At 69.6% G+C, this 13,646-nt stretch carries 8 protein-coding genes; 6 read left to right on the forward strand and 2 right to left on the reverse strand.

Features of this window, described 5'->3' with window-relative positions; all coding sequences use genetic code 11:
• The first annotated feature begins 102 nt into the window (after positions 1 to 102).
• From katG to Pla175_RS09050, 4 genes are all read left to right on the forward strand, one after another.
• Complete coding sequence (gene katG, locus Pla175_RS09035) at positions 103 to 2,559, forward strand: catalase/peroxidase HPI (protein WP_449301094.1); 2,457 nt, start codon at positions 103 to 105, stop codon at positions 2,557 to 2,559.
• 217 nt (positions 2,560 to 2,776) lie between these two features.
• Positions 2,777 to 3,784 (forward strand): DUF6666 family protein, encoded by a 1,008-nt coding sequence (locus tag Pla175_RS09040; RefSeq protein ID WP_145283378.1) that lies wholly within the window; start codon positions 2,777 to 2,779, stop codon positions 3,782 to 3,784.
• Positions 3,785 to 3,975: 191 nt separating this feature from the next.
• Positions 3,976 to 7,635 carry a protein kinase domain-containing protein gene (locus Pla175_RS09045; protein WP_145283380.1) on the forward strand — a complete coding sequence of 1,220 codons (3,660 nt, stop codon included), beginning with the start codon at positions 3,976 to 3,978 and terminating at the stop codon, positions 7,633 to 7,635.
• On the forward strand, positions 7,625 to 8,704 hold the full coding sequence (locus Pla175_RS09050) for an EAL domain-containing protein (protein WP_145283382.1): 1,080 nt from the start codon (positions 7,625 to 7,627) through the stop codon (positions 8,702 to 8,704). Before Pla175_RS09045 ends, Pla175_RS09050 begins: the two co-directional genes overlap by 11 nt.
• 58 nt (positions 8,705 to 8,762) lie before the next feature.
• Here Pla175_RS09050 and Pla175_RS09055 read toward each other — a convergent pair whose 3' ends face one another.
• A complete protein-coding gene (locus Pla175_RS09055; RefSeq protein ID WP_145283384.1) occupies positions 8,763 to 9,755 on the reverse strand; it encodes a hypothetical protein in 993 nt (330 codons plus the stop codon).
• A 151-nt stretch (positions 9,756 to 9,906) separates the two neighbouring features.
• Here Pla175_RS09055 and Pla175_RS09060 point away from each other — a divergent pair, with 151 nt between their 5' ends.
• Together Pla175_RS09060 and aroF are read left to right on the forward strand one after the other, a co-directional pair.
• Positions 9,907 to 10,266 carry a TFIIB-type zinc ribbon-containing protein gene (locus Pla175_RS09060; protein WP_145283386.1) on the forward strand — a complete coding sequence of 120 codons (360 nt, stop codon included), beginning with the start codon at positions 9,907 to 9,909 and terminating at the stop codon, positions 10,264 to 10,266.
• Between the two features lie 316 nt (positions 10,267 to 10,582).
• Complete coding sequence (aroF, locus tag Pla175_RS09065) at positions 10,583 to 11,584, forward strand: 3-deoxy-7-phosphoheptulonate synthase (protein WP_231954283.1); 1,002 nt, start codon at positions 10,583 to 10,585, stop codon at positions 11,582 to 11,584.
• Positions 11,585 to 11,623: 39 nt separating this feature from the next.
• On the opposite strand, the gene Pla175_RS09070 is transcribed toward aroF, so the two are convergent.
• Positions 11,624 to 13,606 (reverse strand): hypothetical protein, encoded by a 1,983-nt coding sequence (locus Pla175_RS09070; protein ID WP_145283391.1) that lies wholly within the window; start codon positions 13,604 to 13,606, stop codon positions 11,624 to 11,626.
• Between the last annotated feature and the right edge of the window lie 40 nt (positions 13,607 to 13,646).

Raw genomic sequence — 13,646 nt, forward strand, 5'->3', positions numbered from 1 at the left:
GCGCCCTCGCTTTCGGCCGGCGCCCGCCGAAAAGTCTCTCTCTCGTATCTGGTCGTGGCCGACAGGCCTCCTAAATCCACAAGAAGAAAGAAGGTGGGAACCATGAGCACCGCAACTGCGACGATCCACTTTACTACCGGTCCCAGGAAGCATTCGATGCGATTGAGCCGTATAGAACACCGCGTTTGGCTCTCGATGCTGGCCGCAATGGGTCTGCTGGTCGCCGGCGCCGGCGACGTGTCCGCTCAGGCCGACCGCACCGGCCCGCAGCCCGAGGGGCAAGGAACGGTGACCGCGGAAGAATCGGGCCCGCCCCCCGCAAACGCCCCGGTCAGCGGCAGTTGCCCGGTGATGGGCGTGACCGCGGACCCGACCAGCAGGCACACCGCGGCCGGCGCTTACTCGAACGGCGACTGGTGGCCGAACCAGTTGAAGCTAGCGATCCTCGACCAGAACCCGCCCCAGCGCAACCCGATGGGGGACGACTTTAACTACGCCCTGGAGCTCAAGAAGCTCGATGTCGACGCGTTGACCAAGGACGTCGACGCGTTGATGACCACCTCGCAAGACTGGTGGCCGGCCGACTTCGGCAGCTACGGCCCCCTGTTCATCCGGATGGCTTGGCACAGCGCCGGCACGTACCGCATCGCCGACGGCCGCGGCGGCGCCGGCTCGGGCGCCCAACGCTTTGCGCCGCTCAATAGCTGGCCCGACAACGCCAACCTCGACAAGGCCCGCCGGCTGCTCTGGCCGATCAAGCAGAAGTACGGCTCCAAGATCTCCTGGGCCGACCTGATCGTCTTCGCCGGAGACCGCGCGCTGGAGTCGATGGGCTTTGAGACGTTCGGGTTCGCGTTCGGCCGCGCCGACGCTTGGGAGCCGGGCAGCGACGTTTACTGGGGCCCCGAGGGGGAGTGGCTGGGAGACAAGCGTTACACCGGCGACCGCGAGCTGCAGAACCCGCTGGCCGCGGTCCAGATGGGCCTGATTTACGTCAACCCCCAAGGCCCCAACGGCAAGCCCGACCCGCTGGCCGCGGCCCGCGACATCCGCGAAACGTTCGGCCGCATGGCGATGAACGATGAAGAGACGGTGGCGTTGATCGCCGGCGGGCACACCTTCGGCAAGGCCCACGGCGCCGCCGACCCCAGCAAGTACGTCGGGCCCGAGCCCGAGGCGGCCGGCATCGAGGAGCAAGGCCTCGGCTGGAAGAACACGTTCGGAACCGGCAACGCCGCCGACACCATCACCAGCGGCCTGGAAGGGGCGTGGACCTCGACCCCCACTCAGTGGTCCAACGGCTACTTCGACAACATGTTCGACTACGAGTGGGAGCTGGAGAAGGGCCCCGCCGGCGCGTGGCAGTGGACCCCGAAAGAAGAGTCTGCACAGGGGACCGTCCCCGACGCGTTCGACGCGGAAAAGACGCACGCCCCGATCATGTTCACCACCGACCTGTCACTCAAGCTCGACCCGATCTACGGCCCCATCTCGAAGCGGTTCCACGAGCACCCGGAGGAGTTCCAGAAGGCCTTCGCTAAGGCCTGGTACAAGCTGATCCACCGCGACATGGGCCCCTACGCCCGCTGCCTCGGCCCGCTGGTCCCCGAGCCGCAGTTGTGGCAAGACCCCGTCCCCGCGGCCGACTACGAGCTGGTGGGCGAGAAAGAAATCGCCGACCTCAAGAAGAAGTTGCGGGCCTCGGGCCTGAGCGTTCCGCAGTTGGTGTCGACCGCCTGGGCGTCGGCGTCAACGTTCCGGGGGACCGACAAACGCGGGGGCGCGAACGGCGCCCGCATCCGCCTCGCTCCGCAGAAGGACTGGGCCGTCAACCAGCCGGCCGAGCTCGTGAAGACCCTCCAGGCGCTCGAGAAGATCCAGCAGGACTTCAACAAATCGCAGCCCGGCGGGAAGAAGGTCTCGCTGGCCGACCTGATCGTGCTGGGGGGCTGTGTCGCGGTCGAGGACGCCGCCAAGAAGGCCGGGCACGACGTGCGGGTCCCCTTCTCACCGGGTCGCACCGACGCAACGCAAGAGATGACCGACGTCGAGGCCTTCGCCGTGCTCGAGCCCCGCGCGGACGGGTTCCGCAACTACCTCGGCCAAGGGCACGACCGCCCGTCGGAAGAGCTGCTGGTCGATAAGGCGGCCCTGCTGACCCTCACCGCTCCCGAGATGACCGTGCTGGTGGGGGGCCTGCGGGTGCTGGGCGCCAACGCCGGCGGTTCGCAACTCGGCGTCTTCACCGATCGCCCCGAGGCGCTCACCAACGACTTCTTCGTCAACCTGCTCGACATGGGGAACCAGTGGCGGGTCTCCCCCAAGTGCGAGTACTTCTACGAAGCAACGGACCGCAAGACGGGCAAGGTGAAGTGGACCGCCACGTCGGTCGACCTGGTGTTCGGCTCGAACTCGGAGCTGCGTGCCGTCGCCGAGGTCTACGCCAGCAGCGACGCCAAGCAGAAGTTCGTAGACGACTTCGTGGCGGCGTGGAACAAGGTGATGAGCCTCGACCGCTTCGACCTCGACCCGTCTCTGCGGCACAGCGCGTCGCGCTAAACGCCCGCGGTGTTGATCGTCTGTCGCACAATAGGATGCGTAGAACGTGCGCGCCTGCCGCGGCGCCTGGGCTAGCACTGCTGGTGGCGGCAGGGTCGGCCCACCCTACCGAGCTCGAACAAACGGAGAAAGCTTCTCCGAAACGATGGCGGACGAACGATGGATGGTCTGGGCGGTTGCCCACGTCTCCCATGATTCCTCCCAGCGTGAGTGCCGGATGCGTCTGTTGTTTTTGATGGGCGTCTCGGTATTGGCATGCTGCCCGGGCGCCAGCGCCGCAGTGCCAGCGCCCAGCGCTGAACTGCTGCCGGTCGATCCGATCGGGCCGAGCGTCGCGCTGACCGAATTCACGACCGAAGCAGTCCAGCCGGTCTCCCTGTGCGACTGCTGCGCGTGCGGCCCGTCCGCCTACTGGTACGACGAGCTGACGCTGTTCGCCGGCATCGACGGGTCGAAGCAGCCGCAAGACTTCGGGGTGAACGCGAACCTGGGCGCCCAGTTGCAGTTCAACCTGGGGCTGCCGGTGTCGCGCGAGTACGGCATCGGAGCGCAAATCGGCTCGAGCCTGATCCCCTCTACCAACGCGGTTCAGGTGTACGACCTGGTGGGCGAAACGACCGACCGGCTGCAGAGCTACACCACCGTCGGCCTCTACCAGCGCACGCCCAGTGGGTTTGCATGGGGATTCGTCTACGACTTCCTCTACGAGGATTCCTACGACCAGTTCTCGCTGGGGCAGTGGCGCGTGCGGGGGGCTTTCGACGTGGGCCCCCGCAGCGAGGTCGGCCTGACGGCGCACCTATCGGGGCAGGACGCCTCGGGCGAGTTCAACGCCGCCGGGCTCGGCGGCCCCAAGCCGCTCACGCTACGCCCGATCGCTCAAGGGAGCCTCTACTGGCGACGGTTCTGGGAGACCGGCACGCAAACGACCCTGTGGTTCGGCCTCGCCGAAGGGCACGGGGAAAACAACGCGGTGACCGGCCCCGCCGCCGACAAGGACGAATCGTTTGTCATGGGGGCAGACATCCTAGCGCCGCTCAACGACTACCTGGCCATCTACGGCGAGACCAACCTGATCATGCCCCCAGACACCGGGACCGTCGACGCGTTCCTGGGCGTGCAGTTCTTCCCCGGCGGGGGCGCCAAACGGGCCCGGCGTACCCCGTTCGCCCCGCTGCTGCCGGTCGCGGCGCCGACCAGCTTCTCGGTCGATTTAGTGCAGTAGCGGTTCGCAACCGGCGCAATCGGCAGATCCGGCGCCATCGCCCACAAAGGGGCGGACGGCGCCGTGCCATCACCCGCCATCTCTCAGAACCCAGACGCGTGTGGCGTAGGGTTGCCGTGCCCGGCCCGGTAGGTGGGACGGAAGGCCGGATCATGCTCCGGCGCAAGGCGTACCCCCAGCGACCGTGCTTCGTGACCCTCGCCCCCGCAGACCCAGCCTCGCTCCGCAGCTTCCCCTCGCCACAAGCAGCGGGGATCGAGCGGCTGCGCGATCTGCGCCGCATTAGCAGCGGCCCCGACGGCGTCGCCTACGACGCGCTGCTGGATGCCGACGGCCGACGCGTAGAGCTCCGGCGGCTGCTGGGGCCGGCCCGCTCTGACCCCCGCCGCCAGGCGCTCGCGCAGCGGCTCCGCCTGATCGAGCTACTAGGACTCCCCGCCGTGCGTCGCGTCGTGCTCTCCTGCCTAGAGGGAGAGGCCCCGGCGGTGGCGCTCGAGGCAGCCGGCCAGACGCCCCTCACGGCGTCTACGGACGACGGCCGCCGGTTGCTGGGCGTGCTGGTCGAAGCCGCTTCGTGCGTCGACGCGGCCCACCACCTCGGCCTGTACGGCGTCGACCTCAGGCCAGAGGCGATCACGCTCCGCGACGGCGTCCCCCGGCTCGACTTTAGCGGGCTGGCAGTCGACGCGTTACGCGGGCTAGAGACCGACACGCCACGCGCGCCGGCGCCGACGCAGGCGGGCGCCGGGGACGACCCGCGGCTGGCCGACCTGCGCTCGCTGGCCGGGCTGATCGCTTGGGCGCTCCAGCAGCCCGCGGTCGCCGCGTACTGCCAAGACCGCTCCCACCGCGAGACGGCCCGGCTGAACCAGCTCTGCTCCGCAGCGAGCGGAACGATCAGCGACCCACCCGCTGCGAGCCGGTTCGCTCGCTGCCTAGAAGCCTTGCTCGCGGACGATCCGCCGCCACGCGTGGCGTCCGCGGGGGGCGCCTCTGAGATCGCGGTAACCCCGCTGGCCGCCGACGGCACCGCGGAGGTCGCCAACCTGGCGCCCCCGTCGCAGGCGCCGCGTGGGCGCGAGCCGCAGGTCGGCGACCGGCTGGGGCGGTTCCGGATCGAGGCGAAGCTGGGCGAGGGGGGGATGGGCGCCGTGTACCGCGCCGCCGACCTCGCCAGCGGCGAACCGGTCGCCGTGAAAGTGCTCAGCCAACGCGCCATGCTACGCGGCAACGCGCTGCAGCGATTCCAGAAGGAGGCCCGGCTGCTCGCCTCGGTGAACAACCCGCACGTCACGAACCTGATCGAGGTGAACGACGAGGACGGGCTGCACTACCTGGTGCTCGAGTTTGTCGACGGCGTCGACGTGCGTTGCCTGCTCGACCACCGCGGCGCCGATCGGGGCGCCGATCGGGGCGGCGGCCCGCTGCGTGAAGCGGCGGCGCTGTCGATCGCGGCGGACGTGGCCCGTGCGCTGGTAGACGCCCACCAGCGCGACATCATCCACCGAGACATCAAGCCCGATAATATCCTGTTGGTCGGCGCCCGCGCGGACCACGCCGACGAGCTCCCCACGCCGCGGGCCAAGCTGACCGACTTCGGCATCGCCCGGCACGTCGATCAATCGGAGTCGCTGGCGCTCACCATGGCCGGCGGCATGATCGGCACGCCGGTGTACATGGCCCCCGAGCAGTGCCGCGGCGGCGGCGACGCGGGCCCCCCGGCCGACGTGTACGCGCTCGGGGTGACGCTGTTCGAGATGCTCACGGGCCGCACGCCCTTCGAGTCGGACGACCCGATGAAGCTGGTCGGCATGCACTGCTTCGAGCCTGCGCCCGCCGTCCGACGGCTCAACCCGCTGGTGAGCGAAGCGGCCGAGCAGCTCGTCGCCAAGTGCCTGCAGAAGCACGCGGGCGACCGCTTCGCGGACGCGGCCCACCTGCTGCGCGAGCTCGACGCCATGCAGCGCGGCGAGCCTTCGACCGTCGCGGTACGCCCGCTGCTGCCGGGGCACGACCCGACCCGGGTGCTGAGCAATCAGATGACCTGGGAGCTCCGCTCGCCGCCGGAGCGGGTGTGGCCCTACGTGTCGAACACCGAACGGCTGAATCGCGCCATCGGGTTGCCGCCCGTGGAATACCGGGTCGAGCGCGACCCCCAGGGCGCCGTGCGGCGGTGGGCCACGGTGCGCTTAGCGGGGATGGCGATGAGCTGGGAGGAGCACCCGTTCGAGTGGGTCGAGGGGCGCCGGATGAGCGTGCTCCGCGAGTTCACCGGCGGCCCGTTCCAGTGGTTCGTCAGCACGGTGGAGCTCGAGCGTACGCCGGAGGGGGGATCGGTGTTGAGGCACGAGGTGCGCATCCTGCCCCGCAACGCGCTGGGCCGATGGATCGCCAAGGTTGAGACGGGCGCCAAGTGCCGCCGTTCGCTCGACAAGGTCTACACGCGGATCGACCAGACGCTGGCGGGGCAACAAGAAAACAAGAGCGACGCCTTCGAGGCGCCGGCGAAGCTCGACCGCGGCCGGCTCGATCGGCTAGCCAGGCGTGCCGCGGCGCTAGCGGCGCAGGGCGTTGAGTCGTCGTTGGTCGACCGGCTGAGCCAGCACCTCGCCGAGGCGCCTGCGCAGGAGGTCGCTCAGATCCGCCCCGTGGCGCTGGCGGACAAGCTGGGCCTGGACGAGGGGGCCGTGATCGACGCCTGCCTGCTGGGCGCCGCCCAGGGGCTGCTGCGGATGGAGTGGGACGTCCTCTGCCCCACCTGCCGGGTGGCCGCCGACTCGAAACAGGCGCTCAAGCAACTTTCGGCGCACACCCACTGCGAGGCGTGCGACGCCGACTTCCGCTCCGACCTGGCGGGCGCTGTGGAGCTTGTGTTCCGCGTGCACCCAGAGATCCGCAACACCAGCGTGGGCCGGTACTGCGTCGGCGGCCCGTGGCACGCGCCGCACGTTGTGGCCCAGTTGCGGCTGGAGCCGGGCGAACGGCTAGAGCTAGAACTCGAACTGCCAGCGGGCGACTACCTGCTCCGCGGCCCCCGGCTGCCGGGGGCCGTGCCGCTGCGCGTGCAGCCCTCCGGCGCCCCCAGCCAGCACGAGTTCGCGCTCGAGGCGGCCGCGGACCCTAAGCGGACGGTCGCGCTGCGAGCCGGCAAGCAACTGCTGACGCTCGACAACCGGTACGACGTTCAGCAGATCGTCCGCATCGAGAAGACCATCCCGCGGGGCGACGTGCTGACCGCCGCCCGCGCCGCCGCCCTGCCCCGCTTCCGAGAGTTGTTCCCGGGCGAGGTGCTGGACTCGGGCAACACGATCTCTGCCGAGCAGGTCTCGCTGCTAACGACCGCGATCCCAGAGGTCGACCACCTCTACGCCCGGCACGGCGACGCCCAGGGCTACGCCGTGGTGGAAAGGCACCTGCGGGTCTTGGAGTCGACCATCCGCGCAGGCCGAGGCGAGGTGGTGAAGGTGGTGGGCGAGGGGGTTATGGCCGCCTTCGACGACGTGGGGGACGCGGTGCGAAGCGCGCTGGCCATCGACGCCGCGCTGGCCGCGGACCCGATCACGTCGAACCTCGCACTAGCGATCGGCGTCCACCGCGGCCCGGCGATCGTGACGACCTCGAACGACCGGCTCGACTACTTCGGCGCCGTCGCACGGCAGGCGCTGGCGCTCCCCACCGCGGCGGGTGTGGGCGTGACGCTCACCGAGCCGGTAGCGGCCGACCCCTTGGTCGACGCGCTGCTGGCCCGCCTGACCTGCGTCGGAGAGACCCTCACCCTCGCGCTGCCCGGCCGGCCGGCCCAGCTTGCGCAGCATTTTTCTATCGACACACGAGTCCCCGATGATTGCTAGTGAACCCTGCTTGGCGTCCGGCCTGTGGACGCTGCTGGAATGCCGAGACGACGGCGCCGCCGGCCGCAGCTACGCGCTGCGGAGCGAGGGGCTCGTCGTCGGCCGCACCTCCGAGGCAAGCCTGACGCTCGATTCTGGGGGTGTGTCCAAACGCCACGCGGCCATCGCGATCGAGGCGGGGCGGCCCGTGGTCCGCGACCTCGGCAGCACCAACGGCACCTACGTGAACGGCCGCCGTGTGGAGTCGGCGCCCCTGGCCGACGGCGACGTGGTGCAGTTCGCCGACCGCGCGTTCCGCGTCCAGCGGCCGCGGACCGCAGAGTCGGGCGCCACGATCGAAGGGGGCGCGCTGCCGTTCGCCGCGGCGCTGCTGCAGTTCGAAGAACTGATGAGCGGCGCCGGCGTGGCGCCCCACTTCCAGCCGATCGTCACGCTCCCCGACGGTCAGACCGTCGGCTACGAGCTGCTGGCCCGCAGCAACCTCGAGGAACTCCGCAGCCCGCTGGCGATGTTCCAGACCGCGGCCCGGCTCGGCCAGGAGTGCGCCCTCAGCGAGCTGATGCGGCGCGAAGGGGCCCGCGACGCGTTGCGGATGCCGGACTGCCACAACCTGTTTGTCAACACGCACCCGAAGGAGATCGTGCAGGACCGGTTCCTGGCGTCGCTGGCAGAGCTGCGCGGGCTGGCGCCGACGCAGACGATCACGATCGAGGTCCACGAAGCGGCGGTGACCAACCGCGACGACATGCGTCGCTTCCGAAGCGCGTTGTGCGATTTGGAGATGCAGCTCGCCTACGACGACTTCGGCGCCGGGCAGGCGCGGCTGGACGAGCTGTGCGAGGTGCCGCCGGAGTGCCTGAAGTTCGACATCATGCTGGTGCGCGACATCGACAAGGCATCCCCGACACGGCTGGCGATGATCCGCAGCCTGGTGCGGATGGTGCAAGACCTGGGCGTCACGACGCTGGCCGAAGGGGTGGAGACCGCGGCCGAAGCCGAGGCATGCACCGAGCTGGGGTTCGAGCTGGCCCAGGGCTACTGGTTCGGCCGCCCCGCGCCGGCCCCGTAGCCGCGCATTCGCCCAGCGCAGCGGGCGACCAAGAACCGTCAGTCGGGGGTGCTTCTGGCTAATCCGTGCACAGCATCTCGGGCTTGATGAGCTTCAGGTAGCCCAGTTCATAGAAACGGTGGTGGGCCAGGCCGAGCTCGCGCCAGCCGGTGGTAGGCTGCCTGAGGCCGATGATCGCCGGGATGGGGTCCTTGGGGTCGGCCAGCGCGGTGAACTTCTTGGGCACCGGCCACACCTCGCGGTCCGCCAGGGGCAGGCCGGGCGCCACGAACGCGACGTGCTCGTTGACGAACTTCTCTTTGCCCAGCAGCGCCAGCGTGTACAGCGCGTTGCGGACGATCATCGCCCCCTGCGAGTAGCCGACGATCGACACGCACGACTCGGGGTGGTGGTACAGAAAGTGGGCCACCTGCCGAGTGGTCGGGTTGTGCTGCAGCACAGAGACGCCGAAGAACATCTTCTCTGCGGCCGCCTTGTACGAGCCCCCGGTCATCAGCCCGTGCAAGTAGACGGGCCAGACGCGGTCCTTGTAGGTCTCGTCGAGGTCGGCCGCGGCCAGCTTCGGATCGACGCGCGGGTCGGTCCCGGCGTTGTAGAACAGGTACACGGGGCGTCCGCCGCCGAGGCGCTTGGCGAGGTCGCGGGCCTCCTGACGCGCCACCTCGTGCGAGGTGAACATGCCGTTGACGAAGTAGACGGGCTCGCCGGGCGCCTGGTGGACCAGCTCGGGGGGGACGTCTTCCATCAGTTGCTGGGCGACCTGGTCGCCCACCAGCGGCGTCGCGATCAGCGGGCGGAGCTTCGCCACCAACGCGTCGGCGTACCCGGCCAGCTTCTGTCGGTCGCCGGTGCGGAGGGCTTCGATTTGTTCTTGGTACTCCCCGCGTAGGATGCCGATCCCCAGGTTGATCCCTTCGTCCAGCAGCGCGCCCAGCGTGTCTGCCTCGTACGGCGCCGCCGCGCCCGCCGCGGCGGCGTCTTGCCCTAGCGCAAGACGCGGGAGCAGCGACTGTCCGACGGCGAGCGCAGAAAGAAAGTGGCGGCGGAGCATGGTCGCGATTCCGGGGGAGGCAAGGTAGCCGGTAAGTGTACCATCGGGCCGGCCGTGGATCAGCCGCGCGGGTATCAGTGGTTTCGGCGCCCGCAACGCGTTATTCTACAGCCAAACCGACCCCTCAACCGCTGATTCCAGGACCGGCGCCATGCTCTGCCCACGTTGCCAGCTCACGCTCCAAGAGACGGACTACGAAGGCCAGCACGTTTATTTCTGCACGAACTGCTGGGGGTACTGGATGGAGAAGTCGCAGCTCGACGCGATCGTCGCCGACAAGTCGACCCGTTTTTCGGGGGCAGAGAAGCGCGTGGTCAGGCAGGCCGTCGGGGCGGGGAATCCGGCCCACGCGGCCGAATCCACGCCGGCCCCCTGCCCCGTCTGTCAGAAGGCGATGCAGAAGACCACCTACACCCAGGCCTGCCCGGTGGAGCTAGACCTGTGCCGAGCGCACGGCGTGTGGCTGGATGCAGGAGAGCTCAAAGAGCTGCAGGTGCTGTGGGAGTCGTAGGTCGGCTGCGATGGGTTGCGCGCCGCGTTGGCGGACCGTGAAAAAAGTCTCTTGCGTTCCACGACGCGGTAGCCGATACTAACAGCATGAGCTGCAACGCTTGGCGATTTTGGTGCTACTTTACCAGCCCGGTTCCCGGGGCCGGAGGTTGTGCCTAGACGCTGCGAGCGACCAGACCAACAATCCAAACCCCGAGAACCACCCTGGTTCTCGGGGTTTTTTTGTTGTCTTGACGCAAGGCAGGCAAGCCCAGCGGGCCGCGTCCGCAGATGACTAAAAACTAACCCCTAACGCCTGAATCCCAATGATTGTTGTTATGAAACGTGGCGCAAGCCAAAAGGACATCGACCACATGATCTCGCAAGTAGAATCTCTCGGACTCAAAGCCAATGTGCTGCACGGCACCGAGCGCACCGTGATCGCAGCGATCGGCGACGAGCGCGTTAACGGGGTGCAAAGCCTCGAGAGCTCGCCCGGGGTCGACTCGGTGATGCCCGTCCTGGCGCCCTACAAGATGGCCAGCCGCGAGGCGCACGACTGCACCTCCGTGGTAAAGGCCGGCTCGCTCACGGTGGGCGGCGCAAGCGTTGGGGTGATCGCCGGCCCCTGTAGCGTGGAAGACGAAGAGCAGATTGTCGCCTCCGCCAGGGCGGTCAAGGCGGCCGGCGCCACGGCGCTGCGTGGCGGCGCCTTCAAGCCCCGCACCAGCCCCTACAGCTTCCAAGGCCTCAAAGAGGAGGGCCTGAAGATGCTGGCGACCGCCCGGGACGAAACGGGCCTCGCGGTCGTGACCGAGGTGATTGCGCCGGAGGACGTCGACCTGGTGGGCGAGTACGCAGACGTGCTGCAGATCGGCGCCCGCAACATGCAGAACTACCGCCTGCTGGAGGCCTGCGGCCGCAGCCACCGAGCGGTGCTGCTCAAGCGCGGCCCCAGCGCCACGCTGGACGAGATGCTGCTCGCGGCGGAGTACATCCTCGACGGCGGCAACAGCCAGGTGATGCTGTGCGAACGGGGCGTGCGGACGTTCGAGAGCCACACCCGCTTCACGCTGCCGCTGGCGACCGTGCCCTACCTGCACGAGAAGACGCACCTCCCCGTGGTGGTCGATCCCAGCCACGGCACCGGTCACACGAGCCTTGTGACCGACATGGCCAAGGCGTCCGTCGCCGCGGGCGCCGATGGGCTGATTATTGAGGTCCACCCCTGCCCCGAGAAGGCCAAGAGCGACGGCTACCAGTCGATGACGTTCGACCAGTTCGACGCGATGATGAAGGCCTGCCGACGCGTGGCCGAGGCGGTCGATCGCACGATGTAAAGGCCCGGGCGCCGCGGCCCGAGCGCCGCGGCGGGGCCGCTAGCGGTCGCCCGTCAACAGGGCGTGGGCGTCCCGCTGCGCGGCGGTAGCGGCGCGTACGATGAGCGTGCTTGCCGCCTGGTCGTAGCTGGCCGAGGCGCCCTCGCCGAGCGCCTCGACGGCGCGGGCGAGGTCGCTGGCGGACGCACGTTGGCCGGCCGCCAGCGGGTAGAACTCGACCAACGTCGCCCGGTCGGCGGCTTCGCGGGTCGTGATCTCGATCGTCTCGCCGTCGATTGGCCGCCACGCCAGCCCCAGCGGGCCGAGCACCGAGTCGAGCGCGTCGGTCCAGGGGCGGTCGACCACTCCGCAGGCGAGCAGCGTCTGGGGGGAGATCTCTACCGACTCAAGCTCGCGCCAATCGACAAGGATCGTCAGACGCGAAACCTGCCGCCAGTGGGCGACGATCTCTGCCATCGGGGTCCAATCGACAAAGCTGAAGGTGGTCTTGCGGTCGAGCGTGGGACGGAGCCCCTCGAGCGCGGGCGAAACGTGGAGCAGGTCTTGCGGGTACTTCGAGGCGGCCGCGAGCCCGCGGGCCTTGCGGAGACGCTCGCAGAAGATCCGCACGCTGTAGTGCGTGGCGGTGTCGCCCTGCACCTGGAGCTGCCCGCCGCGTACCGAGAGGCCCGAGGCGTCGCCCTGTGCGTCGGGCGCAGCCATCGTGCGCAACAGAGACTCGAGCGACTGCGGGTCGTCACCCATTAGATCGCTCACGTCGTATGCCCGCGTTTGCACGGCCGTCAGCCCGGGGCGGACCGCGACGGCTTGGCTTGCCGATATGTCGGCCTCGAGCCGCGCTTCGTGCAGCGCCTGGCCAAGCAACTGGGCGAGACTGACGTCTCTCCCCCCAAAAGTAACTGGCTGCCGCGGCGAAACGCCCGCCATGTCCAGCGCCTCGGGGGGCAGCGTTATCGGCACGCCGGAGAGCGTCGTCAGCAGCTCGGTCGCCTGCCACAGCGGCAGCCGCTGCGGCGTCAGCCCCGGCAGGCGCGACGCCAGACGCGTAGGCGCGTCGCCAGACGCCGGGGCGTCGGTCCCGGTCGGTCTCCGGCGGACCGGCGGCGATTTCAATTGAGCCGCGTTCGCAAGCCGCGCGTCGATCGTCGCGTCGCGTGGCGCGGGCGCCTCGGCGCTCAGGGCGATCCGGGGCGCCGCTGCCTCGGGCGGCTTGCGGGCCGGCGGCGGCGCAGCGGCCGGCCCTTTGCGGAGCACCAGGTCGAGGTTGGCCGGGTCGACATCCAGCGGATCGATCGGCCCCGCTCCCGCCGCGGGCTCGGTTGGGAGTGCGTTGGACGCTTCTGTGGTAGGCAGCCCCGCTTCTGCTGGGGCCTCGGCCTCGGTGGTTTCTGGCTTCTGCACCACGACCTTGTCGTGCGCCGGCGTCGGGTCCGCAGCGGGCGGGAGCTCCGGCGTCGCGTCGGCTTCTGGAGAGCCAGCTGCGGGCGGGGCCGCAGGCGCGGCGGCTTGCTGTGGCTGTTCGCTTGGCGGGTCGCCTTGGACTGGATCGCCTTGAACTGGGTCGGATTCCGCACGCTGCGCCGTCTCAGCGCCGGGGGGCGGAGCGGCAGAGCCCACCATCAACGCGGCGGCGACGACGACGACGCTCAGACCGACGCCGCCAACGGTTACCAGCGTCGCCGCCTTCTGCAGCAGCGGCTTGGGGGCCGCCACGACGGGCGGTTCGGGGACGGGCGCCTGCGGGTCGGCCGGCGGCGGCTCGAGGGCTGCGCAGTCGAAGCTGTCGAGCGGGCCGGCGTTAACCGCGTCGCTGGGCGCCCCGGCCGCTGAGCCGGCGCCCTCGCCGGGGGGCGCAAGGTGGGCCGCCGGCACGGCCTCGGGGGGATCGGCGTCGACCGCGGCGGTCCAGCCGGCGGGGGGCGCCAGCAGCACCATGCTGCCGCACCTGGGGCAGGGATGGATCTGGCCGACCGTCCGCGCGTCGCGCACCCGCAGCGGTGCGGCGCAGGTTTCACATTGCACGCGGAACGGAGTCAAGGGATGAGGCAGCCCAGGGCTGTTA

Source organism: Pirellulimonas nuda, from assembly GCF_007750855.1.
GTDB classification, from domain to species: domain Bacteria; phylum Planctomycetota; class Planctomycetia; order Pirellulales; family Lacipirellulaceae; genus Pirellulimonas; species Pirellulimonas nuda.